This window comes from Georgenia sp. G2120 (assembly GCF_055326485.1).
Window position 1 is genome coordinate 108,264 of sequence record NZ_JBUZNL010000010.1, and the last position, 24,841, is coordinate 133,104.

Here is a 24,841-nt window from a genome sequence, read left to right on the forward strand (position 1 = left end):
CCGCGATGGCCTTCGACATCGACACCTACGCCGCGGACAGCACGCCCGTCCGGTACGAGGACCTCGACATGTCCGCGTTCCGCGACGACCCGCTCCCCGAGGACTCGCTGCGCTGCCTGCGCTACATGTGCGACGTGGAGTACCACACGGTCTGCTACCTGCGGGACCTGCTCGTGACGCCGTCGAGCCGCGAGCGCGAGGTGGCCGGCTTCATGACGATGTGGAACCGCGAGGAGTTCTGGCACGGCGAGGCGCTGGCCGCCGTGCTGGCGGAGCACGACGTCACGGTCGACTACGACGAGCTCAAGGCGAAACGGACCAAGCTCGGCTGGCGCGAGGCGCTGTCCTCCCTCAAGCAGTCGATGCTCGCCAACCTCGTGGGCCAGGACTTCGTGGCCACCCACATGCTGTGGGGCGCGGCGAACGAGTGGTCCGCCGTCGCCGCGTACCGCCGGATGGCCGACCTCGAGCGGCACCCTGTGCTCGCCGTCCTCCTGCGCCGGATCGCGCAGCAGGAGACGCGGCACGTGGCGTTCTACGCCACCCAGGCCCGGGCCCGCCTCGCCGAGAGCGAGCCCGCCCGGAAGGTCGCCCGGCTCACCCTCGAGAGGTTCTGGCGCCCGGTCGGGACGAGCATCATGGGGCAGACCGAGGTCCGCCACGTCATGGGCCACCTGTTCAGCGGGCCCGACGGACGCGCCGAGGTGCGCCGCATCGACCAGAACATCGCGCGGCTGCCCGGGATGGAGGGCGTCACCGTGTTCGACGACGCCCTCGACGCCGAGGGCGTGCCCGCGTAGGCCCGGACCGGAGCGGTCAACGCGCCGGAGCAGCTGGACCGGGTCTGCGCACCTCGACGCCGGCGGTGCGCATCGCGTCCTTGACGCCGCCGATCGTCAGCGTCCCGAAGTGGAAGACGCTGGCGGCGAGGACGGCGTCGGCCCCCGCGTGGGCGGCCTGCGCGAAGTGCTCGGCCGCCCCCGCTCCGCCGGAGGCGATGAGCGGCACCCGGACCTCGCGGCGGAACGCGGTGAGCATCTCCAGGTCGAAACCCGCCTCGGTGCCGTCGGCGTCGATCGAGTTGAGGAGGATCTCGCCGGCGCCGAGCTCGGCCGCGCGCACGCACCACTCGAGCGCGTCCGTCCCGGTCCCGCGGCGTCCGCCGTGCGTGGTCACCTCGAAGCCCGAGTCGGTCGACACGTCCCCGGTCACCCGGCGGACGTCGGCGGACAGGACGAGGACCTGGGAGCCGAATCGGTCGGCCACGTCGGAGATGAGCTCGGGGCGGGCGACGGCGGCGGTGTTGACACTCACCTTGTCCGCGCCGTGGGTGAGGAGACGGTGGACGTCGTCGACTGTGCGCACTCCCCCGCCGACCGTCAGCGGCACGAAGATCTCCTCGGCGGTGCGCGCCACGACGTCGTAGGTGGTCGACCGCTCCTCGACCGAGGCCGAGACGTCGAGGAAGGTGAGTTCGTCGGCCCCGTCCGCGTCGTACCGGCGGGCGAGCTCGACCGGGTCGCCGGCGTCCCGCAGCCCCTCGAACCGCACGCCCTTGACGACCCGCCCCCCGGCGACGTCGAGGCAGGGGATGACGCGAACCGCCAACGACATGGTGCTCCTCCCGGTGGCACCCGCGGTGCCTCGCCCTCCACGGTACCGAGCGGCGGGACCGGAGACCCTGCATGTCCGGTGCACAGGTGCCTGCCGGGACGGGAGGCGGCGGCGTACCACCACGGACGCGGCTGCCCGGTAGGTTGGCTCGCCATGTCCTCGCCCGCCCACGCCGTCGCCGCGCTCGCCAGGGACCACCTCGAGCACGACGACGAGGGGACCCCGCGGGTGGTCGTCGTCGGGATCGACGGGCGCTCCGGCGCCGGCAAGTCGACCCTCGCGAGCGACGTGGTCGCGGTGCTCGAGGGACGGAGCGACGGGGGCCAGGGCACGGGAGCCGCGCGCCGGGTCGAGCTTCTCCGCCTCGATGACCACTACCCGGGCTGGTCCGGCCTGCTCGCCGGGGTCGAGGCCGTGCGGCCGATGCTCGATGCCCTTCGGCGCGGTTCGGCTGGCGCGGCGCCGACCTGGGACTGGCTGCGCTCCGCCCCCGGGGCCGACCGGGCGATCCCTCAACCGGGCCGCGAGCTCCCGGACGTCGTCGTGGTCGAGGGGTGCGGGACGACCCTTCTGCATGAGCAGCTCGACGCACTCGTGTGGCTCGATGAGCCGGCGGGCCTCCGGCGGGCCCGCGCCGAGTCACGCGAGGGCGACGTCTCCTCTTGGTGGGACACCTGGGCCCGCCAGGAGGACGCGGCGATCGCACAGTCGGACCCGACCGAGCTCGCGGACCTGAGGCTCACCGCGCCGCGCTGACCGGCGCGCATCTCGGGCATATCACTCGCGATTCCTGTCATTCATTCGTCGTTCACAGATCGTCATTGATCGGGAATTTGTCGAGCATCTGTTCCGGTCGCGCCGAATACTCGTCGAGCAACCGTCCCCGACCCGCGAGATAATTGCCAGAATGCGCCGATGCCCGTACTGAGCAACCGCGAGAACATACCAGGACTGCGCCCAGCGAGCGTCGAGACGGCGTCCAGACGCCGCTGAACAACAGGCCAGAAACGGTGGAACCACGCCGGTTTCACGCCCTCGACGCAGCTCGACACGTCCACCGGCAGCTCGGGGAAACGGCGGGATCACGGGAGATCACGGCCACGACTCGGCGCAACTCACGGCTTTTTCGGTGAATCGGGAAGCTCTTGCGCAAATGAATTGCGCTGCTACCTTTCTGACCGCCGGCACATGAATGCGTCGGCACCCCCCCTCATCCCCCGTTTCACCCCACCCATGAATGGAGAACAATCGTGCGCAAGAAGACTGTCGGCGCCCTCGCCGGCGCCGCTGCCGCAGCTGTCGCCCTCGGCTCGGGCGGCACGTTCGCCCTCTGGTCGGACGACACGTCCGTCGATGCCGGCACGATCCAGGCCGGTAACCTCGAGGTCGAGGCCCAGGGCGACTTCCAGTGGTACGACGCCACGCTCAACCGCGTCCCGTTCATCGTCTGGGACATCCCCTTCCCCCGGCACGACTGGGGCCACACGATCGCCAACATGAACGGCGACTACCGCGTCGTCCCCGGCGACGTCGTCGTCGGTGCGCAGGACGTGCTCGTCGACCTGCACGGTGACAACCTCCGCGCCCACCTTACGGTCGGCCCCGCCGACGGCGCGACCGCCGAGTTCGAGGGCCTGTCCGTCGAGTACGGCGTCTACAACAACAGCACGAACAGCTGGATCGCGACCGGCCTCGAGCTGGGCGACGACCGGGAGTTCGGCTTCCAGGCCGACGGCGTCGGCCAGGAGGACGGCTCCGACGACCCGTTCTGGACCGTGCTGCCGCGCGAGTCCGAGCTGACCGTCGTCATCCTCGGCGTCTTCGACGAGGACACGGGCGACCGCGTGAGCGTCAACGACATCACCGAGCTCGGCTCGCTCGAGATCACCCTCGAGCAGAGCATGTACCCGCACCCGGCGATCTGACGATCACCTGAGACTCCCGGCCGGCCCGCGCGGGCCGGCCGGGAGTCTCACCCCCTCGCACTCCCCTTCCACGAGACCCGAGGAACGATGTCCCCCGAATCACCCACCGCCGCGCGACGCGCCCCCGGCGTCCTGCTGGCCGGAGCCGCCCTCGTCGCGGCCGCGCTCGGCGGCGCGGGCAGCTACGCGCTGTGGAGCGCCGGCGCTGCGGGGACCGCCGGCACGATCGCGTCCGGAGACCTCGACGCGGTAGCCCTCGGCTCCCTCACCTGGACCCCGCACCCCGACAACGCCGATCCCGACGTCCTCGGGTCGGGCGAGCGTGCGTGGGCCGTCCAGGCCTTCGACCTCGCGCTCGACGGCGACAACCTCACCGCCGACGCCACCGTCGACGTCACGGTGGACGCCGAGCTCGACTACCCGTACCAGTGGTTCGTCTCGACCGACCCCGCGATCGCCGACCCCCATGCCGCCGTCGCCGCTGGCAGCATCCCCGGACTCGTGCGCAGCCCGTCGGACGCACCCACCGGGAAGGTCTCGTCGCTCACGCAGTCCGACCTGCCCGACGGTCTCGACGGGAGCGCGGACTGGTTCGTCTACGTCCTCGTCGAGAACCCGCACCCCCTGCGGACGGGTGACCCCGACGACCTCGACCTCCTCACGGTGCGGGCCGAGCTCACGCTGGAGCAGACGTCATGACCGCCCCCCGACGCACCCGGGCACTTCTGGCCCTCGCGACGGCCGGTGCCCTCGGCGCCGCGGCGTCCGCCGGCACGCTCGCCCTGTGGACGGCGAGCGCGAGCGGGGAGGGGTCGATCGACGTCCTCCGCTACGACGACGACCCGACCCTGTCGATCACGGCCGAGGAATCCGCGAGCGACGGCGCCGATTCCCCCACCGATGGTGCCGGGACCTCGGGCGACGACCCCGGGTCCCGGAGTGACGCGGGCGAGTCGCCCAGTGCCGGCGCATCCGAGTCCGCGAGCGACGGGCCCGCCGAGTCGCCGAGCGACGCACCCCCCGAGTCCTCGAGCGACAGCACTCACCCAGCGGGCGACGCGGTGCCGAGCGAGTCCGCCGACGGCCCTGTGAGTTCCGGACAGCACGGAACCTCCGGTGAGGACGCCTCCCCCGAGCCCGATGCCGCCGCGCCCCCTGAGCCCGAGATCGAGATCGACCCTGTCGTCGTCCCGCTCCCCCAGGAGCTCGTCGACCAGATCAGGTTCGACGGTCGCGGGGCGGCCGTCGTCGCCAACGACCTCTCACCCCACGACCTCGCAGCGGTCGAGCTCACCCTCGAGTCCGCCGTTCCCGGGCTCGTGCTCCGGGTCCAGGCGCGCACTGTCGATGCGCCCGAGCGGTGCGCCGAGAGCGACGCCGTCCTCCCGGTCGACGACGGCACCCCGATCGAGCTGCCCGGCACCGCTGAGCTGTTCTGCCTCGAGATCGAAACCGTCACGACCGATCACACGGGCGACGTGACGGCGACCGGCACCTCGGACGGCGGGGACCTCGCCGTCAGCACGCCGTGGACCGTCACCGCCCACGAGACCCTCACCCGCGACGACGTCGACGTCGTCCTCACCCCCGTCATCGAGGTCACGCCATGAACACCACCCGTCCCAGCACCCGCGACGCCGTCGGCACCCGCTCGAGCAACCGAGAGCTGTGGTCCGGGATCGTGCGTGGGTTCGTCGCGGTCGTCGCCGTCCTCGCCGTCACGGTCGCGGCCGCCGCGTTCATCGTCCCGAGGTTTATGGGCTGGGTCCCGCTGACGATCCTCTCCGGCTCGATGGAGCCCACCTACTCCCCGGGCGACGTCGTGGTCGTCGACCCGGACTACACCGACCCGGTGGTCGGCGACGTCGTCACCATCCAGCCAGTGTCCGGCGACCCGACCCTCGTCACCCACCGCATCATCGGCGTGACCATCGGCCAGGACGGGACGATGGGCGTGACCACCCAGGGCGACGCCAACGGCTCGGTCGACGACCCGGTGACGATGGAGCAGATCCAAGGCCGCGTGATCTACGGGGTGCCGTGGGTCGGCCACCTCACGCAGCCCGAGGTCCGGCCGTGGCTCGGCGGGGCGGCCATTGCCGTCCTCGCCTGGATCGTGCTCTCGTCCGTCCTCGGCGGCCGGAAGAAGGGCGACGACGACGCCGAGCTCGGGACGCCCGCACCGGGACCGGCGGACGACGCCGGCACGGACGACCGAGGAGAGGACGACGCCCCCGCACCCTCCGCCGACGCGTCCGACGAGCCGGACGACGCCCCCGCGCCCGGCGCCGACACCTCGGACGACCTGACCGGCACCGCGACCCCCGCAGGAAACTCCCCCCTCCCGTCGACCTCGCGGCGGTCCCGCCGTCGCACCGAGGCAGTGACGACGTGAGCGCCCTCCGCACAGGGCTGCGTACCCGCGCCGCCGCGCTCGGCACGCTGGCACTCACCGTGGGTCTGGTCGTGAGCACACCGGCCGGCGCCGACGAGCCCAGCACCGGGACCGATCCGATCGTCATCGACGTCGGCACCGGGTTCGCGCCCGAGGTGACCGTGCGGATGTTCGACGAGGTGATCGTCCCGGGTGACGCGATCCAGCGCGCGTTCCGGGTCCGCAACGACGGTCCGACCGACGCGACGATGACGATCGACGTCGTCGACGTCAACCTCGACGGTGAGCTCGACCAGTTCTTCGACGACGTCACCGTCAACGAGATGCCGCTCGCCGTGCTCGCGGGCACCGACACCTCGCTGCTGGAGACGGAGATCGCCCGCGGCGAGATCGTCACGGTCCCCCTCGAGCTCGACTTCCCCGTCGAGGCCACGTCGGGAAACTACTCCGAGGTGGGCCGCCGCGCGGCGAACCTGGCGGTCCGCGTGACGATGCGGGGCGACACCGGCAGCACGGTCACCACCTGTCCCGACGCCGTCCCGACGGCGCACCGGGCCGCGACGACGACCGGTGCGGAGACCGAGGAACGTGCAGCGACCGACACGAACGCCGGCGAGGCGGCCACCGCCGCCGCGACGACGACCGGCGCGGAGACCCAGGACCGTGCAGCGACCGACACGGACGCCGGCGAGGCGGCGACCACCGCCGGGACGACATGCCCGGACGGAACCGTGCCGACGCCGACCGATACCTCCGCACCTCGTCCGACCGGCGGGGTCACCGGCGGCACGACACAGTCGCGCATGCCGGTCGCGGGCCCCCGCGCCGCCGGACCGGTCGCACTGCCTCAGACCGGCCCCGACCTCGGCACCGCCATCGCCCTCGCTGCCGGACTGGTCGGCGCCGGCGCGCTCGCCCGCGCCGCCCATCGCCGGGCCACCGCGGCTCACGCCGACACCGACGGGACGGGTGAGTGACCATGCGCTCCGCACGCACGCTGACCGCCGGCGGGTTCCTCGCCGCGGCCGCCCTGCTCGCGTGGGGCGTGGCCCCGCCCGCCGTCGCCGACACCGGCGACTCCCCCGGCGACGGCTCGGTCGTCGCCCCCGATCCGGCGCCGGCGCCCGTTCCCGGGGGTTCCGGCGCCGGTGCCGCTCCACCCGCACCGGTTCCGGAGCCGCGTCCCGAACCGGATCCGGCACCGGCACCGGCCACCGCACCCGCACCCGCACCGATCGACACCCCGGTCGACGACGCACCGGCCGAGGACCCGGGCACTCCCGAGCTGACGATCGAGGTCCACGACCCGCTCCCCGAGCTCGTCGCCGCCGGGGCCGAGGTGAGCTGGAGCTACCTCGTGACGAACTCGGGCGACGTCGAGGTCACCGACATCGCGCTCACGGACTCCGGCGGCGCCGCGATCGAGTGCCCGCTGGCCGCACTCGTCCCCACCGAGCAGATGGTCTGCACCGTCACCACGACGTTCACGACCGACTGACCGGCTCGTGCCCTCGGCCGGGCTCCATCCCCCCGGCCCGGTCGAGGGCACCGAGCCCACCGCGGACGCCGACCTCACCGCGGAGAGACTCAGTCCTGGCGGACGACGTCGTCCCCGCCCGAGGCGGCCAGCACGTCGACGACGACGACGAGCGTGTGCTCCCCGTCGCCGAGACCCGGCGGCACGACGGCGAGGATGCGCGAGCCCACGCGCCGGTCGAGCAGCGCGAGCCGGACCCCCTCGCCGAGGTCCTCGACCACCGCGGTCGACGGCGACCCGTCGGCCCAGCTCGACGAGAGCACCTCGCCGGTCTCCCAGTCCATCGTCAGCGTCTGCAGCACGAGGTCCTGCCCCGGCCGCACGGTCGTGCCGTCGCCCTCGACCACGACCCGGCTCTGCAGGTCGGCGGGCGGGTCGCCCGGGGGGATCCCGACGACCGGGGCGCCGTCGGCGGTGGTGCCGACCGTCGGACCGGGCGCGCCCCCGCCGTCGGTCGGCGACCCGCTCCCGTCCGTCGGGGACTCACCACCACCGGACGGCGACTCGCCCCCGGTCGGGGACTCCGCCCCGGCACCCTGCGACCCTGTCTCCCCCGACGCGCTCTCGGACGGCGACCCGCCGGCCACGGTCGGAAGGACGTCGACGACGACGACCTGCATCGTCAGCGCCCCCTCGACGTCGACGGGCTCGGCGACGACGACCCTGCCGCCCTCCCGCACGCCGGGCAGGATCTCGGCGAGCGTCGCGCCGACGTCTGCCTCGGACACGGTGGCGAGCCGCGGCGCGACGACCTCCTCGCGCGAGGAGCTCTGGCCGGTCGTCCCGTCCCACGCGGCGACGCTGAGCAGCGCCGGTCCGCCGGCGGTCAGCGCGCGGCCGTCGCCCGGGTCGACGACGGACGCCACCGGGTCGCCCACGGCGAGCGGGGTGTCGATGACGACGACGGGGTGGCCCGGCGCACCGGCCACCGAGACACCCTCGACCCCGGTCGCCGCGGCCTCGGACATCGAGTCCGACGTCGCCTCGCGGGCGCCGCCGCCCTCGTCCGGCCCGCAGGCGGCGAGCCCGAGCGCCGCGGCGCACGCGAGGACGGCGGCCCGTCGGGCCACCGGTCCCCTCGCGGCTCGGCTCACGCGAGCTCCGCGAGCAGCGCGTCCACCCGGTCGTCGACGGCGGCGAACGGGTCCTTGAGCGCGACCGACCGGGCGGCGCCGTCGACGAGCTTGAGGTGGACCCAGTCCACCGCGATGTCGCGGCGGGCGTCCTCGGCTGCGCCGACGAACCGGCCGCGCAGCGCGGCCCGGGTCGTCGACGGCGGGACCTCCTTCGCTGTCTCGACGTCCTCGTCCGTGCCCACGGCGGCGAGCAGCCCGCCCGCGAGCAGCCGCTGGCCCAGGCCGTGGGCGGTGATGTCGTGGTACGCGAGCGAGAGGCGCGCGACCCGCGGGTCGTCGAGCGCGACCCGGTTGCGCGCGCAGTACCGGTCGATGAGCGCGCGCTTCGCGGCGACGTCGAGCTCGGTCGCGACCGGCGTGAGGTCGCCGGCCCTCAGGGCGGCGATGCCGCGCTCCCACAGGTCGAGCGCGCGGAGCCGACCCTCCGACAGCAGGGGCGCCCAGCCACGGCGGTCGACGTGGTCGCGAACCCGGGTCAGCATCTCGGACTGCAGGTCGACGGCGGTGCGCCGCCGCCCGGTGGCGAGCTCGACCTCCACGCGCGCATCGATGTCGTGGCTGATCTCCCGGATCGCCCGCATGGGCTCGGCGAGCTCGAGGTCGTCGAGCCGCAGGCCGTCCTCGACACAGGCGATGAGCAGCTCGGCGGAGCCGACCTTGAGCAGCGTGGTCGTGGGCGCCACGTTGGAGTCGCCGACGATGACGTGCATGCGGCGGTAGAGCTCGGCGTCGCCGTGCGGCTCGTCGCGCGTGTTGATGATGGGTCGGGACCGGGTCGTCGCCGCGGACACGGCGTCCCAGGTCTGGTCCGCGCGCTGGGAGAACGCCCAGCGCACGCTCCCGTCGGGGCGTCGGCGCAGGTGGCCGGCGCCCGTGAGCACCTGGCGCGTGACGAAGAAGGTGACGAGCGACTCGGCCGTGGCGCGGTAGTCGCGCCGGCGCCGCACGAGGTAGTTCTCGTGGCAGCCGTAGGACGCGCCCTGGGAGTCGAGGTTGTTCTTCATCAGGTGCAGCGTCCCGGGCGTGCCGGCGGCGGCCAGCGCCCCCTCGGCCCGCTCGGCCAGCGACGCGAGCATGGCCTCGCCGGCGCGGTCGTTGACGACGACGTCCGTGACGTCGTCGCACTCGGCGGTCGCGTACTCCGGGTGCGAGCCGACGTCGAGGTAGAGCCGCGCGCCGTTGCGGAGGAAGACGTTGGTCGAACGTCCCCGCTCGACGACCGGCCGGAACAGGTGCCGGGCCGTGTCGTCCGGGCCGAGGACGTGTGCCGGGTCCTCCGGGGAGAAGGCCAGGCCGTACTCGGTCTCGACCCCGAACAGGCGCCGCAGCGGGTGGTCGGCGGGCGGGGTCCCGCCGGGCGTCACTGCCCGCCCTTCTGGACGAATCCCTGGACGAAGGCCTCCGCGTTCGTCTCGAGGACGGAGTCGATCTCGTCGAGGATGTCGTCGACGCGGGCGACCTGCTCGGCGCGCTGGGCCGGCGCGGGCGCGGGGCCGTCGTCGCCCGCGGGCTCCGGGCGGCGCGGGCGGGTCTGGTCCTGCTCCGACATGTCGAGTTCCTTCCTGTCGTCCCCGGGCGTCGGGCGCGGCGGCCGGGGTGGTCGTGTGTCTCGCGGGTGGGGCGTCGGGGCGGTCAGCCGCCGGTGAGGCGGCCGAGGAGCACCCCGGCGTCCGGGCTGGCGTCGAGGAGGTCGCCGACGAGGCCGCGGGTCCCCCGGGCGGGCTCGGGCAGCGTGATGCGGGCGAGCCGCTCGCGGCCGGGCAGGTCGAGGACGATGCTCGCCCAGCCGATGCCGGTGACCTGGTCCGGGTACCGGCGCAGGACCTCGCCGCGCAGGTAGGCGCGCGTGTCCTCCGGCGGGGCGTGCTCGGCGCGCCGCACGTCCTCGGGGTCGGCGAGCCGCGTGACGCGGCCGGCCGCGTCGAGGCGGGCGACGATCGAGCGGTCGGGGCGCAGGTCGTGCCACTGGAGGTCGAGCGCGGCCAGGCGCGGGTCCTCCCAGCGGAGCTGGTCGCGCTCCCGCATCCGCTCGAGGAGCTGGCGCTTGGCCACCCACTCGACGTCGGGCGCCGCGGAGTCGATGTCCGTGGCCAGCCGGTCGAGCACTCGCGACCACAGCTCGAGGACCTGGGTCGTCTCGGCGTCGGGACCCCCGCACTCGTCGACCGCGCCCGCGAGGATGTCGCGGTAGATCCGCTGGATGTCGAGCGCCGTGCGGTCGGGTCCCTCGCGCATGGCGATCCTATGGCGCAGCGTCGGGTCGTGGCTGATCCGCTGGACCTCGGGGACCGGGGCGGCGATCGTCAGGGTGTCGAGGCCGATCGGCACGGAGCCGCGCTCGAGGAGCCACAGAAGCAGGGCGACGGTGCCCGTGCGCAGCACGAACGGGACGTCGAAGAGGTTGGCGTCGCCGCCGATGACGTGCAGGCGCCGGTACCGGCCGGCGTCGGCGTGCGGCTCGTCGCGCGTGTTGACGATCGGGCGGTTGAACGTCGTCTCGAGCCCGACGTCGTTCTCGACGTAGTCCGAGCGCTGGGCGATCTGGAAGCCGGGCCGCTCGCTGCGCTGCCCGAGGCCGACCCGGCCCGCGCCGGCCACGACCTGGCGGGTGACGAGCAGCGGCGTGAGGTACCGGACGAGGTCGCCGAGGTCGACGTCGCGGGCGAGCAGGTAGTTCTCGTGGGTGCCGTAGCTGGCGCCCTTGCCGTCGACGTTGTTCTTGTACAGCGTGAGGCCCTCGCGGCCGTCGGCGTGCATCGCGCGCACCGCCACGCGCTCGCCGGCGCGGTCGTGGACGAGCGCCTCGAGCGGGCCCACGGTCTCGGGGCCGGAGTACTCGGGGTGGGCGTGGTCGACGTAGAGGCGGGCGCCGTTCGTCAGCAGGGCGTTGCTCGCGACCGGGAGGTCGAGCTCCTCGGCGCTCGGCCGCTCGACCTGCTGGGCCGGGCCGGCCGGCGCGGGCCGGTCCGGGTCGTCCGTCAGCAGCGAGGGGTGGGCCGACGCGCGGCGCATCCGGTGCCCGCGCAGGTCGTTGAGCGGGTCCTCGGTGACGTAGTCCCACCGGGCGCTCGGGTGGGCCGCCGTGCCGTCCGCGCCGCGGTAGGCGAGGACCACGCGGGTGGACAGGGCGACGGCGTTCGCGCCGAGGTCGGTGTGGTCGAGGACGCCGAACTCGGTCTCGGTGCCGATGACGCGGCGGACGGTCATGACGCGCTCACAGGTAGCCGCCGGTGGTGGGCACGTCGTCGATCGGGCGTCCGCTCCCCCGCCGCGCCGTGGCCTCGGCCGCATCCGGGTACTCCGGACGGGCGACGGTCGGCGCGGGGCCGTTCGTCGTCGGGCCCTGGCTCGTGGCTCCGTCCGGGCCGACGACGACGGGAGCACCGCCCTCCACGGCACCGCCGCCCTCCGCGGCGGCGCCCCTGCGCCGCCCCGGGAGCTGGCGGATCGCGGTGACGGGCTCGGAGTCGGCGCCGGACACGCGCGCCCAGTCGGCGGGCTTGATGGCCGTGCGCAGGGCCTCGTTCTCGCCGATCTCGGTGCGCAGGCCGGCGAGCAGGTGCTCGGTGCGCAGCCCGCGGCCGCGACCGGCCACGAGGTCCTGGATCGCGTGCTTCTTCGCCCGGTCGACCACCGAGGCGAGCATGGCGCCCGAGGTGAGGTCGCCGACGTGCAGGACGCGCGTGCCCCCGGAGGCGTAGGTCAGCTCCATCACCGCGGTGGACTCGTCCCGCAGGTACATCGCGTCGACCATCGCGGACCCCATCGCCTCGACCGCGGCCTCGGGCGTGCCGTGCGCGGCGAGCTCGTCGTCGTGGATCGGCAGGTCCGGGGTCAGGTGCTTCGAGACGATCTCGCGGGCGCCGGCCGCGTCGGGGCGACCGATGCGGATCTTCACGTCGAGGCGGCCCGGGCGCAGGATCGCCGGGTCGATCATGTCCTCGCGGTTGGAGGCGCCGATGATGATGACGTTGCCGAGGGCCTCGACGCCGTCGATCTCGGCGAGCAGCTGGGGCACGATCGTCGTCTCGACGTCGGACGAGACGCCCGAGCCGCGCGTGCGGAACAGGGCCTCCATCTCGTCGAAGAAGACGATGACCGGCACGCCGGTGCGGGCCTTCTCCCGGGCGCGCGAGAAGATCACACGGATCTGCCGCTCGGTCTCGCCCACGTAGCGGGTGAGCAGCTCCGGCCCCTTGACGGACAGGAAGTAGGAGTGGGCGCGGCCGGCGCCGGAGTCCTCGGCCGCGGACCGCGCGAGCGAGGTGGCCACGGCGCGGGCGACGAGGGTCTTGCCGTTCCCGGGCGGGCCGTAGAGCAGCACGCCGCGCGGGGCGCGCAGCCCGTGCTCGGCGTAGAGCTCGGGGTGGTTGAACGGCATCTCGACGGCCTCGCGGATGCGCTCGATCTGCGGGCCGAGCCCGCCGATGTCCGCGTACTCGGTGTCCGGGTCCTCCTCGAGGAGCAGGTCCTCGACCTCGGCGCGCGGGACGAGCTCGAGGACGAAACCGGTGCGCAGGTCGGCGCGGACGAGGTCCCCGGGGCGCAGCCGCGTCTCGCGCAGCACGCCGCCGACGGACAGGACGCGCTCGTCCTCCCCCCGTCCGACGACGAGGACCCGGTGCTCCGGGAGGACCTCCTTGACCGACAGGACGTCGCCGTTGGGCTCGTAGCCGGCGGCGGCGACGATCGCGAGCTGGTCGTTGAGGACGACGCGCTGGCCCGGCAGGAGCGCCCCGACGGGCACGACCGTGGACACGGTGAGCCGCATGAGGCGGCCGCCCACGAGCACGTCGGCCAACCGGTCGACCGGCTGGACCTCGACGACCGTGCCGTAGGTGCTCGGCGGCGCCGTGAGCGAGTCCACCTGCTCCTGGAGCTCGATGAGGCGCTGGCGCGCCTTGCCGAGGGACTCCGAGAGCCGCTCGTTCTTGCCGGCGAGCGAGATCGCCTGCTGCTCGAGCTCGCGCGCCCGCGCCTCTGAGTACATCTCCTGCGTCATTCCGCTCCCGTCACGTGGCAGACATCCAGCGTATGCCGAACGGCCCAGGTCGCCAGGGTGCAGGTCACTCCTCGGTCGTCGCACCCTCGTCCGGGGCGTGGGTTGCAGCGTCGTCGGCGCCGGTCCCGGCCGTCGTGTTCTCCTCGGGTGCGGCGGGACGGGACGCGTAGCCGGACTCCTCGATCTCGGCACGACGCCGGACGTCCCTGCCGACCCGCCGGAGCTTCTTCACCGAGATCGTGCGCTCGCCCGCGGACAGCGCGGCGGCCCAGCCCTCGGCGTCGCCCTCGGGCGCCCCGGAGTCCACGCCCACGGGCGGGGCGTGGCGGGAGGTCCGGGCATGGGTCGACGTGCGGGGCGGGTCGACGGCCGGGGGTGCGGCGTCGTCGGGCGTGGTGTCGCGGGTCTCGTCGTCGGAGGCCGGGCGGGGACCGGCCCCCGAGGCAAGGTCGGCCGCGTGGCCGTGCGCGCCGGCGCCGAGCGGCCCGGCCCCCTTCGCCGGGCGACGCGTGCGCTGCGGCGGGGCGGACCCGTCGGCGAGCGCGCGGGCGGTGACGAGGAAGCCGGTGTGGGCGACCATGCGGTGGTCGGGGCGCACGGAGAGCCCCTCGACGTGCCATCCGCGCACCATCGCCTCCCACGGCCGCGGCTCGGTGAAGCGGCCGCTGCCCCGAAGGTCCTCGACCACCCGGCTGAGCTGGGTGGTGGTCGCGACGTAGGCGATGAGCAGGCCGCCGGGCGCGAGCGCGTGGGCGGCCGGACCGATGTTCTCCCAGGGGGCGAGCATGTCGAGGACGATCCGGTCGACGCTGCCGGGCTCGGCGTCGAGCAGCACGTCCGCGAGGTCGCCGACGGTCACGGTCCAGGCGGGGTGGCGGCCCCCGAACCAGGAGTCGACGTTGGCCTCGGCGATCTCGGCGAACTCCGGGCGCCGCTCGACCGAGTGGAGGGTGCCGGTCTCGCCGATCGCGGACAGCAGCGACATGCTGAGCGCGCCCGAGCCCACGCCGGCCTCGACCACGCGGGCGCCCGGGTAGATGTCGCCCATCTGGACGATCTGCCCGGCGTCCTTGGGGTAGACCACGGCGGCGCCGCGCGGCATCGACATGACGTAGTCGGACAGCAGGGGCCGCAGCGCGAGCAGGTCGTGGCCGGTGGGGGTGGCGAGGACGGTGCCCTCGTCGCGGCCGATGAGGTCGCGGTGGTGGAAGGAGCCGCGCTGGGACTGGAAGTAGCCGTCGTGCGTGAGGTGCACGGTGTGGTGGCGACCCTTGACGTCGGTGAGCTGGACCCGCTCCCCCGCCCGGAACGGGCCGCGGCGGTGCCCCGGTCCGGCGGGCCGGTCGGCGCTCTCGGGCGTGGTCTCGGGCTCGGTGGTCACGGCGGGGCAGTCTACGTGCGGTCCCCCGGGGGGAGGTCGTGGCCGGTGGTGTCACCGTGGGGGTCGTCGTGCTCGTGGGCGAGGTCGTGCTCGCCGGCGTCCCTGCGCTCGCGCCTCAGCCGGCCGGCGTCCCGCACCGCCCGCGCCCCGCCCGACCACAGGGTGGCCCCGGCCGAGGCGGCGGCCGCGACGACGACGAGCCCCGCCCAGCCGCCGAACCGGGCGAACATCAGCACCGCGACACCGACGACCGCGACGGCCAGCAGGCAGCCGAGCACGCCGAGCGCCCGCAGGCCGGCGAGCGGCCGCCCGGTCAGCCCCTCGCCGACCTCGAGCCAGAGCCGGCCGCCGTCGAGCGGGAGGGCCGGGACGAGGTTGAACACGGCGAGGACCACGTTCATCACGACGCCGACGTCGAGGGCGGCCTCCCACGGCGAGCTCCCCTCGGCCAGCGGCGCGAGGAGGTACCCCACGCCGGCGAGGAGCAGGTTCCCGGCCGGACCGGCGGCGGTGACGGCCGCGGACGCCCACGGCCCACGCCCGGTCCCGTCGAAGGACGTGTGGCCGCCGACGAAGGTGAGGACGAACTCGCGCGGCCGCATCCCCACCGCCGCGCCGGTCAGCCCGTGCCCGAGCTCGTGGACGAGGACCGCGATCGTGACGGCGAGGGCGGCGAGCAGCCCCATGACGAGCCCGGACTGCTCGGGGCGGGCGAGGATCCGTCCGTAGACGAGCGCGACGACGGCGACGAGCCCGAGCCAGCTCCACGTGAGGACGACCGGGGCGCCCGCGACCCGGGCGACGACGAGGCCGGGCGTGCGGCGGGGCTCGGGGTCCACAGCACCAGCCCACCACACCTTCTCCACAGGCGCGTCGCCCGGTCCACGGCGGTGTCGGCCCCGGTCGTTAGCCTGCGGACATGCCCACCTCCCCGGCCCCCCGCCGCACCCCCACCCGGGCCGCGCTGTCCCCGTCGCGGGCCAAGGACTTCGAGCAGTGCCCGCTCATGTTCCGCCTGCGCGTCGTCGACCGCCTGCCCGAGCCGCCCTCGCCGGCCGCGACCCGCGGCACGGTCGTCCACTCGGTCCTCGAGCGCCTCTACGACCAGCCGGCGCCCGAGCGCACCGAGCCGGTGGCGCTCTCGCTCGTCGACCCGGCGTGGCAGGACATCCGCACGGCGGACTCGCGGCTCGACTCGCTGTTCACATCGCCGGAGGACGCCGACGCGTGGATGGACCAGGTCCGCGCGCTCGTCTCCCAGTACTTCCGGATGGAGAACCCGCGCCGCCTCGAACCGGCGGGCCGCGAGATGCACGTCGAGGCCGAGCTCGGCTCCGGGGTGCTGCTGCGCGGCATCGTCGACCGGCTCGACCGCTCCCCGGCGGGCGCGACCCGGGTGGTGGACTACAAGACGGGCAAGTCGCCGTCGGCGCGGTTCGCGGGCGAGGCCACGTTCCAGCTGATGTTCTACGGGCTCGTGCTGTGGCGCTCGACCGGCGTGGCGCCGAGCCGCCTGCAGATCGTCTACCTCGCCGACGGCCGCACGCTGACCGTGGACCCCGAGGAGCGGGACCTGCTCGCCGCCGAGGAGCGGATCGAGCAGATCTGGGGGCGGATCGAGGAGGCCGCCGTCAGCGGCGTGTTCCCGCCCCGCCCGTCCAAGCTGTGCCCGTGGTGCTCGTTCCAGGACCGGTGCCCGCAGTTCGGGGGCGAGCCGCCCGAGCTCCCGGCCACCGGGATCGAGCGGCTGCTGACCGTCCGCCGCGCCTGAGTCCTCGCGGCGCGGGCGGGCACGGACCTCGCACGTCCTCCCCCGGGCGCGGACCTCACACGTCCTCCCGCGGGCACGGATCTCGCACGTCCTCCCGCGGGCGCGGACCTCGCGGTCCTGCCGGCCCCGGCCGGAGGTGCCGGCGCGTCAGGCGGCGAGCAGATCGACCGCCCGGCCGAGCCCGATGTCCCGGATCGTCTCGAGGTCGACGTCCGCGAGGCTGGCGACGCGCGAGAGCCCGGCGGCGTGGGGGATCGTCGACATGTGCGGGACCCCGAGGCAGCGGGCGCCCGACGCGCGCGCGGCCCGCAGCCCGTTCGGCGAGTCCTCGATCGCGACGCAGCGCTCGATGTCCGCGCCCAGCAGTCGCGCGGCGAGGAGGTAGCCCTCCGGGTCCGGCTTGCCGCGCTCGACCCGGTCACCGGGCACGACGACGTCGAAGCCGCCCGCGAGCTCCGCGACGGTCTCGGCGAACGGCGCGTAGGAGGCGGTGACGAGCGCCTGCGGCACGCGCGCCTCGCGCAGCTGCGCGATGAGCTCGAACGCGCCGGGGCGCCGGTCGACGCCCTCGGCACGCACGTGCGCGACCACGCGCCCGACGAGCTCGTCGAGGAACGTGGCCGGCTCGGCGTCGATCCCGCCCTCGTCGATCATCACCCGCGCGGCGTCCTCGAGGTTGAGCCCGAGGAGCTCCTGCGACCGTTCGTCGCTCCACCGCCCGCCTAGCTCCTCGATGAGCGCCTTCTGATGGACGAACCACACGGGCTCGGAGTCGATGATGGTGCCGTCCATGTCCCACAGGACGGCCTCGGGAAGATCGGGGATCGTCACGGACCGACCCTACCCGGCGCTCCCGCGCGGGAGACCTACCCTGGGCCGTATGCAGGACGACACGACACGGCCCGACGACGCACTGCCGCCGGGCGACGGCCTCATCGCCCTCGCGGCGTTCGACGGCTGGAACGACGCGGGCTCCGCGGCCACGTCCGCGCTCTCCGTCATCGCCACGGAGTGGGAGACCGAGACCCTCACGGTCCTCGACCCGGAGGAGTTCCACGACCTCCAGGTCAACCGGCCGAGGATCGAGCGCGGCCCCGACGGCTTCCGGGCCCTCACCTTCCCCGTCACCGAGGTGGTGCTCGCCACCTCCCCGACGACCGGGGAGCAGCTCGTGCTCGTCCAGGGGGTCGAGCCGTCGATGCGGTGGTCGCGGTACTGCGCCGAGATCCTCGACGCCCTCGACGCGGCGGGCGTGCGCACGCTCGTCACCGTCGGCGCCCTGCTGGCCGACGTCCCGCACACCCGCCCGATCCCGGTCCAGTCGGCCACGGACGACCGCGAGCTGCAGGAGTCGCTCGGGCTGTCCGCCCCGGACTACGAGGGGCCCACGGGGATCGTCGGCGTGCTCGGCGCGCTCGGCCAGGCGCGCGGGCTGCGCTCGGTCGGGATGTGGGCGGCCGTCCCGCACTACGTCTCGCAGCCGCCCTCGCCGAAGGCCACCCTCGCGCTGCTCATGGCCCTCGACACCCTCGTCGGGATCTCGCTGCCCCTGCGCGACCTGGCCGAGGACGCCGTCGCGTGGCAGCGGGCGGTCGACGAGCTCGCGCAGGAGGACTCCGACGTCGCGGAGTACGTCGAGATGCTCGAGGAGTCCAAGGACACCGCCGAGCTGCCCGAGGCGAGCGGCGAGGCGATCGCGCGGGAGTTCGAGCGCTACCTGCGCCGGCGCGACGGCGGCAGCCCGGGCAAGGGCACGGGCACGACGCCGCCGACCGGCATGTGACCGGGGCGCTCCAGGGCACGACGGCGCTGCGCCGACCGGCACCGCACGTGGCAGAGCCGGCCGGGCGTCGGTCGTCCTCGGGTCAGCCCACGAGGCGCAGGCGGTTGCCCCACGGGTCGTCGACCTCGAGGGCTGCCCCGTCGTCGTCGACCTGGTGACCGGCCGCGCGCAGCCGCTCGGCCGCCGCACCGACGGCCTCGGGGTCGCCGAGCTCGAGGATCGAGCGGCCGAGACCGAGCGCGGGGGCGCGGAACCCGGCGCCGCGGCTCCCCCACACGTTCATCGCCATGTGGTGGTGGTAGCCGCCGGCGGAGACGAAGAGGGCCTGCCCGGGGAACTCGAAGGTCGCCTCGAACCCGAGGGTGTCGACGTAGAAGCGGCGGGCGGTGCCGGTGTCGCCGACCTGGAGGTGGACGTGGCCGACGGTCGCGCCGACGGGGACGCCCTCCTCGCGGTCGAGGTGGCGGGCGAGGTACTGGTTGGGGTCGAGGAAGATCGTCGCCATCTCCACCTGACCGTTCGTCCAGGTCCACTGGTCGCGCGGGCGGTCGACGTAGAGCTCGACCCCGTTGCCCTCCGGGTCGTCGAAGTAGAACGCCTCGGAGACGAGGTGGTCGGACGACCCGGTGAAGCGGGCGCCGGCGCGGGCGAGCCGCAGGACGGCCGCCGAGAGGTCCGCGGGCGAGGTGTAGAGGATCGCCGTGTGGAAGAGCCCGGCGGTACCGCTCGCGCGCATCGGCAGGTCGGGGGCGTGCGTGATCTCCATGAGGACCTCTGCGGGCGACGCCTCCGTTGCCGGCAGGCCGAGCTGGACACTGCCGGGCCCCTCGCCCACGCGGACGAGACCGGCGCCGTCCTCGTAGAAGCGCACGACGGCGTCGAGGTCGCGCACACGCAGGCGCACGGTCCCCATGGTCGTCGTGGCGGGCAGGAGCTCGAGCTCGGGGCGGGTCATCGTCATACCGGCAAAACTAGTTGAAGCATCAACTTATTCCAGCGCCGCACGCCACATCGCGGGTGGGGTCCCCCTCACACGCCGAGGTCGACCCCCAGCAGGGCGTCGACGACGTCCCTGACCAGCGTCCCCGGCGCCCCGTCCTCCCCGGCGCCGCTCAGCACCTCCTGGGCCCAGTCGTCGACCACGCCGAGCGCACGCGGGGAGTCGAGGTCGTCGCGGAGCGCCGCCCGGACACCGTCGAGCACGGCACGCTCCCGCGCGCCGTCGGCCGAAGCCGCAGCGATCGCGGCGCGCCACGTGGCGAGCCGCTCCTTCGCCCGCTCGAGCACCTGGTCGGAGTACTCGCGGTCCGCGGAGTAGTGCCCGGCAAGCAGCGCGAGCCGGACGGCCGCAGGCTCCTCCCCCGCCTCGACCAGGCGCGAGACGAGCACGAGGTTGCCGAGCGACTTGCTCATCTTCGTGCCCTCGTAGGCCACCATCCCGCCGTGGGCGTGCAGCCGCACCGCGCCGGGGCGGTCGGCGAGGACGCGCAGGTGCGACTCGGACATCTCGTGGTGGGGGAACAGCAGGTCGCTGCCGCCGCCCTGGACGTCGATCGGGAGACCGAGGTGGACGGCCGCGATGCACGCGCACTCGATGTGCCAGCCGGGGCGACCGCGGCCGAGCCCCGCGCCGTCCCACGCGGGCTCGCCCTCCCGCGCCACCCGCCACAGCAGCGGGTCGAGGGCGTCGCGCTTGCCGGGGCGCTCCGGGTCGCCGCCGCGCTCGCCGAACACCTCGAGCATCTCCGCACGGGACATGCCGGAGACGGTCCCGAAGCTCGGGTCGGCCGAGAGGTCGGCGTACACGTCGCCGGCCGCGTCGTCGTCGAGGGCGTCGGGCGTGGGCACGCGGTAGGCGGCACCCGAGGCGAGCATGCGGCTCACGGCCTCGACGACGAGGTCGATCGACTCCACCGCGCCGACGTACGCGCTCGGCGGGACCACCCGCAGAGCCGTCATGTCCGAGCGGAACAGGTCGGTCTGCTCCTCGGCGAGGGCGCGCCAGTCGACGCCCGTGGCGGTGGCGCGCTCGAGGAGCGGGTCGTCGACGTCGGTGACGTTCTGCACGTAGGCCACCTCGACGCCCGCGTCGAGCCACGCCCGCACGAGCAGGTCGTAACCGACGTAGGTGGCGGCGTGGCCGAGGTGCGTGGCGTCGTAGGGCGTGATGCCGCAGACGTAGAGGCGACGGGTGGACTCGTCCTGCGGCTCGGGCGAGCCGCCGGGCGGCAGTCCCACGGTGGGGGTCAGGCGCACCTCCCCGCCACGGTCGGGGAGCTCGGGGACGACGGGAGCGGACCAGGACCTCACCGTTCGACCCTAGTTCGGATCGGCCCGGCGGACGGTGCCCGTCCGCGCGGGCGCGTTCCCTCCGCGCTCAGGGGGTCGCGGAGATGACGCCGCCGAGGACGAGGGCGACGATCGCGACGGCGAGGAGGATCCGGTAGACGACGAAGGGCAGGTAGGTGCGCGTGGAGACGAGCTTGAGGAACCACACGATGACCCAGTAGCCGACGACGAAGGCGACGACCGTCGCGAGGAACGTGGCGAACAGGCTCGGCTCCCCCGGTGCCGGCGGGGCGTCGCTCAGCAGGACGTCGGAGACGAGCTTGTAGAAGCCGGAGGCGACGACCGCCGGGATGGCCAGCAGGAACGAGATCCGGGCCGCCGTCTCGCGCGTGAGGCCGAGGAACAGCCCCATCGTGATCGTCGCGCCGGAGCGGGAGACGCCCGGGACGAGGGCGAGGGACTGCGCGAGGCCGAGGAGGATCGCGTCGCGCCAGGACAGGTGGTCCAGCGTCTTGACCTGCTTCGCCGTGCGGTCCGCGACCAGCAGCAGCACGCCGAACAGCGCGAGCATCGCCGCGGTGATGAACAGGTGGCGGAAGGTGGTGTCGATCCATGACTCGAGCAGCAGGCCGAGGACCCCGATGGGGATCGAGCCGACGATGACGAACCAGCCCATCCGGGCGTCCGGGTCGCTCGCGGGCAGCTGCCGCTTCCACGGTCCGACCGGCAGCGACCGGAACCAGTGGGAGATGATCCGCGCGATGTCCTTGCGGAAGTAGACGACGACCGCGGCCTCGGTGCCGAGCTGGCTGATCGCGGTGAAGGCGGCCCCCGGGTCGACCCCGGACGGCAGGAGCTCGCCGAAGATCCGGATGTGCGCCGAGGACGAGACCGGCAGGAACTCCGTGAGTCCCTGCACGATCCCGAGGACGATCGTCTCCCACCATGTCACGGGTGGACACGGTATCCGCATCCGGGGACCGCCCGGGTCGGCGGCTACCGTGACGCCATGCGCACCTCCCGCCTCGGGGCCACGGGCCTCGCCGTGTCCGCCGTCGGCCTCGGGACCATGACCTGGGGACGGGACACCGACGAGCACGACGCCGCCGAGCACCTCGATGCGTTCCTCGAGGCGGGCGGGACCGTGATCGACACGGCGGCGTCCTACGCGGACGGCGTCGCCGAGGAGATCCTCGGCGACCAGCTGGCGCGCCGGCACGTGCGCGACGACGTGGTGGTCGTCTCCAAGGCCGGCACCCGGGTCCGCGGCGGGACCGGTATGGTCGACGCCTCACGGGCGGCCCTGCTCACCGAGCTCGACGCGTCGCTCGCCCGGCTCGGCACCGACCGGGTCGACCTGTGGCTCGTCCAGCGCCCCGACCCCGAGACCACCCTGGAGGAGACGCTCGGCGCGCTCGACCACGCCGTGCGCACGGGGCGGGCCCGGTACGTCGGCCTCGCCAACCACCCCGCGTGGACGACCGCGCACGCGGCCACGCTCGCCAGGCAGCTGCTCCCCGCGCCGCACCTGGCCGCCGTCGAGGTCGAGCACTCGCTGCTCCAGCGCGGCATCGAGCGCGAGCTGCTGCCCGCCGCGCAGGCGCTCGGCATCGGGGTCATCGCCTGGTCGTCGCTCGGCCGGGGCGTGCTCGCGGGCCGCTACCGCTCGAGCATCCCGCCGTCGTCCCGGGCGGCCTCCGCGCACCTGCGCGGCTTCGTCGAGCCGTACCTCGACACGCGCTCGGCCTCGATCGCGGAGGCGGTCGCGACGGCGGCCGACGGCCTCGGGGTCTCCGCCGCCGAGGTGGCCCTCGCGTGGTCGGTCCGCTCGGGGGTCGACGTCTCGCTCGTCGGGGCCTCGAGCATCGCCCAGCTGCGCCAGACGCTGGCCGGCGCCGCGCTCGACCTGCCGGACTCGATCCAGCGCGCGCTCGACGAGATCAGCGGGATCGAGGTCGGCTACCCCGAACGCCTCTGAGGCCCGGGGCCATGCCGCGGCGGCGGGGTGCTACCGACGGTCGTCGTCGTCCTGCTCGTCGTCGTCCTCGTCGATGTCCTCGAGGTCGTCGTCCTCGTCGTCGTCGTAGTAGTCGTCGTCGTCCTCGTCGTCATCGTCGTAGAGGTCGAACGGCAGGTCGACGCCGTACGCGGTGAACAGGGCGTCGTCGTACGTGACGAACACCTCCGCGATCGTCGAGGCGGCCGCGACCACGCGCGGGGAGTCGGGGTCCTGCGCCGCCGCGGCGGCGAGGTGGTGCTCCTCGAGCGCAGCGACGAGACGGTCCAGGGCTGCACGCGGGTCGGTTGCCATGAGACCGAGCCTAGCGGTGCGCGCGCGAAGTGCCAGCCTGGGCCAGGATGGTCGAACCGGTCGCACGGCCGGGCGGCACCGACGTACCGAGGAGGCGGCATGGCCCGAGCGGGCTCGACCTACGCGAGCGACACCTTCTACGAGTTCCGGACCGTGACGATCCCCCCGGACGTCGGGCGTTCGGACGCGCGTCGCCTGCTCACCGCGGAGGCCGAGTACGGCCGCTGGGAGCTCGCGCGCTCCGTTCTCTACGAGGGCGGCCTGCGCAAGGTGGTCCTGCGTCGGCGCGCCATGCGGGTGGCCTCGACGCTCGCCGAGGGCTGAGCCGCACTCTCGACGAGGACAAGGCGGGCGGAGAGCTCAGCTCGTGCGGATGACGCGCTCGAGCACGCGGGCGCCGAAGGTGAGGGCGTCGACGTTGACCCGCTCGTCCACGCCGTGGAACATGCCGGCGAAGTCGAGCTCGGGGTCGAGGCGGAGCGGGGCGAACCCGTAGCCGGTGATGCCGAGCCGGGACAGGGCCTTGTTGTCCGTCCCGCCGGAGAGCATGTACGGCAGGACCGTCGAGCCCGGGTCCTCGGCGTCGATCGCCGCGACCATCGAGTCGACGAGGCCGCCGGAGAAGGGCACCTCGAGTCCGACGTCGGTGTGGATATCCTCGATGCGCACCCGCTCCCCCGCGAGTTCCTCGAGCGTGGCCCGCACCTCCGCCTCGTGCCCGGGCAGCGGGCGCACGTCCATCGCGGCCGTCGCGGTGCCGGGGATGACGTTCGCCTTGTACCCGGCGTCGAGCTGGGTGGGGTGGGCCGACGTGCGGATCGTCGAGCCGACGAACCGGGAGACCGGACCGAACTGCTCGACCATCGCGTCGATGCTCGCGGGGTCCTCGGGGTCGTAGGTCGCCCCGGTGAGGTCGGCGACGCCGTCGAACAGCGCGCGCACCGTCTTCGTCAGGTGCAGCGGCCACTCGTGGCGGCCGATGCGGGAGATCGCGTCGGCGAGGTGCGCGACCGCGTTGTCCTCGTTGACCTGCGAGCCGTGACCGGCCCGCCCCTCGGCCACGAGCCTGAGCCAGGCGAGCCCCTTCTCCGCGGTCTGCAGGAGATAGACGCGCTGCCCGGCGATCTGCGCGGAGAAGCCGCCGACCTCGCTGATCGCCTCGGTCGCCCCCTCGAACACGTCCGGGCGGTTGTCGACCAGCCAGTGCGCGCCGAACTTCCCGCCGGCCTCCTCGTCCGCGAGGAGCCCGACGACGAGGTCCCGCGGCGGACGCCAGCCGTCCCGACCCATCGAGCGGACGACCGCCAGGATCATCGCGTCCATGTTCTTCATGTCGACCGCGCCGCGGCCCCAGACCATCCCGTCCTTCACCTCGGCGCCGAACGGGTCGACGCTCCAGTCGTCCTTCGCCGCCGGCACGACGTCGGTGTGGCCGTGGAGGACCAGCGCACCGCGGGTGGGGTCCTCGCCGGGGATGCGCAGGAGGACGCTGGCGCGCCGCGGGGCCGACTCGACCAGCTCGGGGGCGAACCCGACCTCCGTGAGCAGGGACATCACGTGCTCGGCGGCCGCGCGCTCGCCGGGGCCGGAGCCGTCGCCGTAGTTGGAGGTGTCGATGCGGATGAGGTCGCGGCAGATCTCGAGGACCTCGTCCTCGGGCGTGATGCGGTCGGTCATGCCGACGAACCTACCTCCGA

General features: G+C 74.2%; 25 protein-coding genes and 1 pseudogene. 12 read left to right on the plus strand and 14 right to left on the minus strand.

Going from position 1 to position 24,841, the window contains the following annotated elements; genetic code table 11:
• The first annotated feature begins 5 nt into the window (after positions 1–5).
• Positions 6–800: a ferritin-like domain-containing protein gene (locus ACZLMO_RS12025; RefSeq protein WP_463653885.1), complete on the plus strand. Its 795-nt coding sequence runs from the start codon at positions 6–8 to the stop codon at positions 798–800.
• A gap of 16 nt (positions 801–816) precedes the next feature.
• On the opposite strand, the gene hisF is transcribed toward ACZLMO_RS12025, so the two are convergent.
• Complete coding sequence (gene hisF, locus ACZLMO_RS12030) at positions 817–1,614, minus strand: imidazole glycerol phosphate synthase subunit HisF (protein ID WP_463653886.1); 798 nt, start codon at positions 1,612–1,614, stop codon at positions 817–819.
• A 153-nt stretch (positions 1,615–1,767) separates the two neighbouring features.
• On the opposite strand from hisF, the gene ACZLMO_RS12035 reads away from it, so the two are divergent.
• From ACZLMO_RS12035 to ACZLMO_RS12065, 7 genes are all read left to right on the plus strand, one after another.
• Complete coding sequence (locus ACZLMO_RS12035; protein WP_463653887.1) at positions 1,768–2,370, plus strand: nucleoside/nucleotide kinase family protein; 603 nt, start codon at positions 1,768–1,770, stop codon at positions 2,368–2,370.
• A 494-nt stretch (positions 2,371–2,864) separates the two neighbouring features.
• Positions 2,865–3,539 (plus strand): alternate-type signal peptide domain-containing protein, encoded by a 675-nt coding sequence (locus ACZLMO_RS12040; RefSeq protein ID WP_463653888.1) that lies wholly within the window; start codon positions 2,865–2,867, stop codon positions 3,537–3,539.
• A gap of 87 nt (positions 3,540–3,626) precedes the next feature.
• On the plus strand, positions 3,627–4,238 hold the full coding sequence (locus tag ACZLMO_RS12045; RefSeq protein WP_425714214.1) for a hypothetical protein: 612 nt from the start codon (positions 3,627–3,629) through the stop codon (positions 4,236–4,238).
• A complete protein-coding gene (locus ACZLMO_RS12050; RefSeq protein WP_425714215.1) occupies positions 4,235–5,149 on the plus strand; it encodes a hypothetical protein in 915 nt (304 codons plus the stop codon). Before ACZLMO_RS12045 ends, ACZLMO_RS12050 begins: the two co-directional genes overlap by 4 nt.
• Positions 5,146–5,934 carry a signal peptidase I gene (locus tag ACZLMO_RS12055; protein ID WP_425714216.1) on the plus strand — a complete coding sequence of 263 codons (789 nt, stop codon included), beginning with the start codon at positions 5,146–5,148 and terminating at the stop codon, positions 5,932–5,934. Before ACZLMO_RS12050 ends, ACZLMO_RS12055 begins: the two co-directional genes overlap by 4 nt.
• Entirely contained in the window at positions 5,931–6,911 is a 981-nt protein-coding gene (locus ACZLMO_RS12060) for a hypothetical protein (protein WP_425714217.1), read from the plus strand. The genes ACZLMO_RS12055 and ACZLMO_RS12060 overlap by 4 nt, the downstream gene beginning before the upstream one ends.
• Before the next feature lie 2 nt (positions 6,912–6,913).
• Positions 6,914–7,432 (plus strand): DUF7507 domain-containing protein, encoded by a 519-nt coding sequence (locus ACZLMO_RS12065; RefSeq protein WP_425714218.1) that lies wholly within the window; start codon positions 6,914–6,916, stop codon positions 7,430–7,432.
• An 89-nt stretch (positions 7,433–7,521) separates the two neighbouring features.
• On the opposite strand, the gene ACZLMO_RS12070 is transcribed toward ACZLMO_RS12065, so the two are convergent.
• The 7 genes and pseudogenes from ACZLMO_RS12070 to ACZLMO_RS12100 all read right to left on the minus strand — a co-directional run bounded on the left by ACZLMO_RS12070 (position 7,522) and on the right by ACZLMO_RS12100 (position 15,829).
• The gene (locus ACZLMO_RS12070) at positions 7,522–8,565 is read right to left on the minus strand and encodes an FKBP-type peptidyl-prolyl cis-trans isomerase (protein WP_425714219.1); all 1,044 of its coding nucleotides are present in this window, start codon (positions 8,563–8,565) and stop codon (positions 7,522–7,524) included.
• The gene (pafA, locus tag ACZLMO_RS12075) at positions 8,562–9,971 is read right to left on the minus strand and encodes a Pup--protein ligase (protein ID WP_425714220.1); all 1,410 of its coding nucleotides are present in this window, start codon (positions 9,969–9,971) and stop codon (positions 8,562–8,564) included. Before pafA ends, ACZLMO_RS12070 begins: the two co-directional genes overlap by 4 nt.
• Complete coding sequence (locus ACZLMO_RS12080; RefSeq protein WP_425714221.1) at positions 9,968–10,156, minus strand: ubiquitin-like protein Pup; 189 nt, start codon at positions 10,154–10,156, stop codon at positions 9,968–9,970. Before ACZLMO_RS12080 ends, pafA begins: the two co-directional genes overlap by 4 nt.
• 83 nt (positions 10,157–10,239) lie before the next feature.
• Positions 10,240–11,814, minus strand: a complete 1,575-nt coding sequence (gene dop, locus ACZLMO_RS12085; protein ID WP_425714222.1) for a depupylase/deamidase Dop — start codon at positions 11,812–11,814, stop codon at positions 10,240–10,242.
• A 7-nt stretch (positions 11,815–11,821) separates the two neighbouring features.
• Positions 11,822–13,609: a proteasome ATPase gene (gene arc, locus ACZLMO_RS12090; protein ID WP_425714223.1), complete on the minus strand. Its 1,788-nt coding sequence runs from the start codon at positions 13,607–13,609 to the stop codon at positions 11,822–11,824.
• 487 nt (positions 13,610–14,096) lie between these two features.
• Positions 14,097–14,990, minus strand: a pseudogene (locus ACZLMO_RS12095) (tRNA (adenine-N1)-methyltransferase); the annotation flags it as partial.
• An 11-nt stretch (positions 14,991–15,001) separates the two neighbouring features.
• A complete protein-coding gene (locus ACZLMO_RS12100; RefSeq protein ID WP_425714225.1) occupies positions 15,002–15,829 on the minus strand; it encodes a site-2 protease family protein in 828 nt (275 codons plus the stop codon).
• A gap of 80 nt (positions 15,830–15,909) precedes the next feature.
• Between ACZLMO_RS12100 and ACZLMO_RS12105 the strand changes: the two genes are divergently transcribed.
• Positions 15,910–16,761: a RecB family exonuclease gene (locus tag ACZLMO_RS12105; protein ID WP_425714226.1), complete on the plus strand. Its 852-nt coding sequence runs from the start codon at positions 15,910–15,912 to the stop codon at positions 16,759–16,761.
• Positions 16,762–16,908: 147 nt separating this feature from the next.
• Here the strand turns inward: ACZLMO_RS12105 and ACZLMO_RS12110 are convergent, their stop codons facing one another.
• Positions 16,909–17,592, minus strand: a complete 684-nt coding sequence (locus ACZLMO_RS12110; RefSeq protein WP_425714227.1) for an HAD family hydrolase — start codon at positions 17,590–17,592, stop codon at positions 16,909–16,911.
• Between the two features lie 49 nt (positions 17,593–17,641).
• Here ACZLMO_RS12110 and ACZLMO_RS12115 point away from each other — a divergent pair, with 49 nt between their 5' ends.
• Positions 17,642–18,544, plus strand: a complete 903-nt coding sequence (locus ACZLMO_RS12115) for a PAC2 family protein (RefSeq protein WP_425714228.1) — start codon at positions 17,642–17,644, stop codon at positions 18,542–18,544.
• Positions 18,545–18,626: 82 nt separating this feature from the next.
• Here ACZLMO_RS12115 and ACZLMO_RS12120 read toward each other — a convergent pair whose 3' ends face one another.
• The 3 genes from ACZLMO_RS12120 to ACZLMO_RS12130 form a co-directional block, all read right to left on the minus strand.
• Positions 18,627–19,499: a VOC family protein gene (locus ACZLMO_RS12120; RefSeq protein WP_425714240.1), complete on the minus strand. Its 873-nt coding sequence runs from the start codon at positions 19,497–19,499 to the stop codon at positions 18,627–18,629.
• A 74-nt stretch (positions 19,500–19,573) separates the two neighbouring features.
• Positions 19,574–20,854, minus strand: a complete 1,281-nt coding sequence (mshC, locus tag ACZLMO_RS12125; RefSeq protein ID WP_425714229.1) for a cysteine--1-D-myo-inosityl 2-amino-2-deoxy-alpha-D-glucopyranoside ligase — start codon at positions 20,852–20,854, stop codon at positions 19,574–19,576.
• A gap of 67 nt (positions 20,855–20,921) precedes the next feature.
• Positions 20,922–21,785 (minus strand): undecaprenyl-diphosphate phosphatase, encoded by an 864-nt coding sequence (locus tag ACZLMO_RS12130; RefSeq protein WP_425714230.1) that lies wholly within the window; start codon positions 21,783–21,785, stop codon positions 20,922–20,924.
• A gap of 57 nt (positions 21,786–21,842) precedes the next feature.
• On the opposite strand from ACZLMO_RS12130, the gene ACZLMO_RS12135 reads away from it, so the two are divergent.
• Positions 21,843–22,811, plus strand: coding sequence for an aldo/keto reductase (locus ACZLMO_RS12135; protein WP_425714231.1), 969 nt, complete (start codon positions 21,843–21,845; stop codon positions 22,809–22,811).
• Positions 22,812–22,841: 30 nt separating this feature from the next.
• Here ACZLMO_RS12135 and ACZLMO_RS12140 read toward each other — a convergent pair whose 3' ends face one another.
• Positions 22,842–23,144, minus strand: a complete 303-nt coding sequence (locus ACZLMO_RS12140; protein ID WP_425714232.1) for a DNA primase — start codon at positions 23,142–23,144, stop codon at positions 22,842–22,844.
• A 99-nt stretch (positions 23,145–23,243) separates the two neighbouring features.
• On the opposite strand from ACZLMO_RS12140, the gene ACZLMO_RS12145 reads away from it, so the two are divergent.
• Complete coding sequence (locus ACZLMO_RS12145) at positions 23,244–23,468, plus strand: DUF5703 family protein (protein WP_425714233.1); 225 nt, start codon at positions 23,244–23,246, stop codon at positions 23,466–23,468.
• Positions 23,469–23,504: 36 nt separating this feature from the next.
• Here ACZLMO_RS12145 and ACZLMO_RS12150 read toward each other — a convergent pair whose 3' ends face one another.
• On the minus strand, positions 23,505–24,821 hold the full coding sequence (locus ACZLMO_RS12150) for a M20/M25/M40 family metallo-hydrolase (protein ID WP_425714234.1): 1,317 nt from the start codon (positions 24,819–24,821) through the stop codon (positions 23,505–23,507).
• Positions 24,822–24,841: the final 20 nt, after the last annotated feature.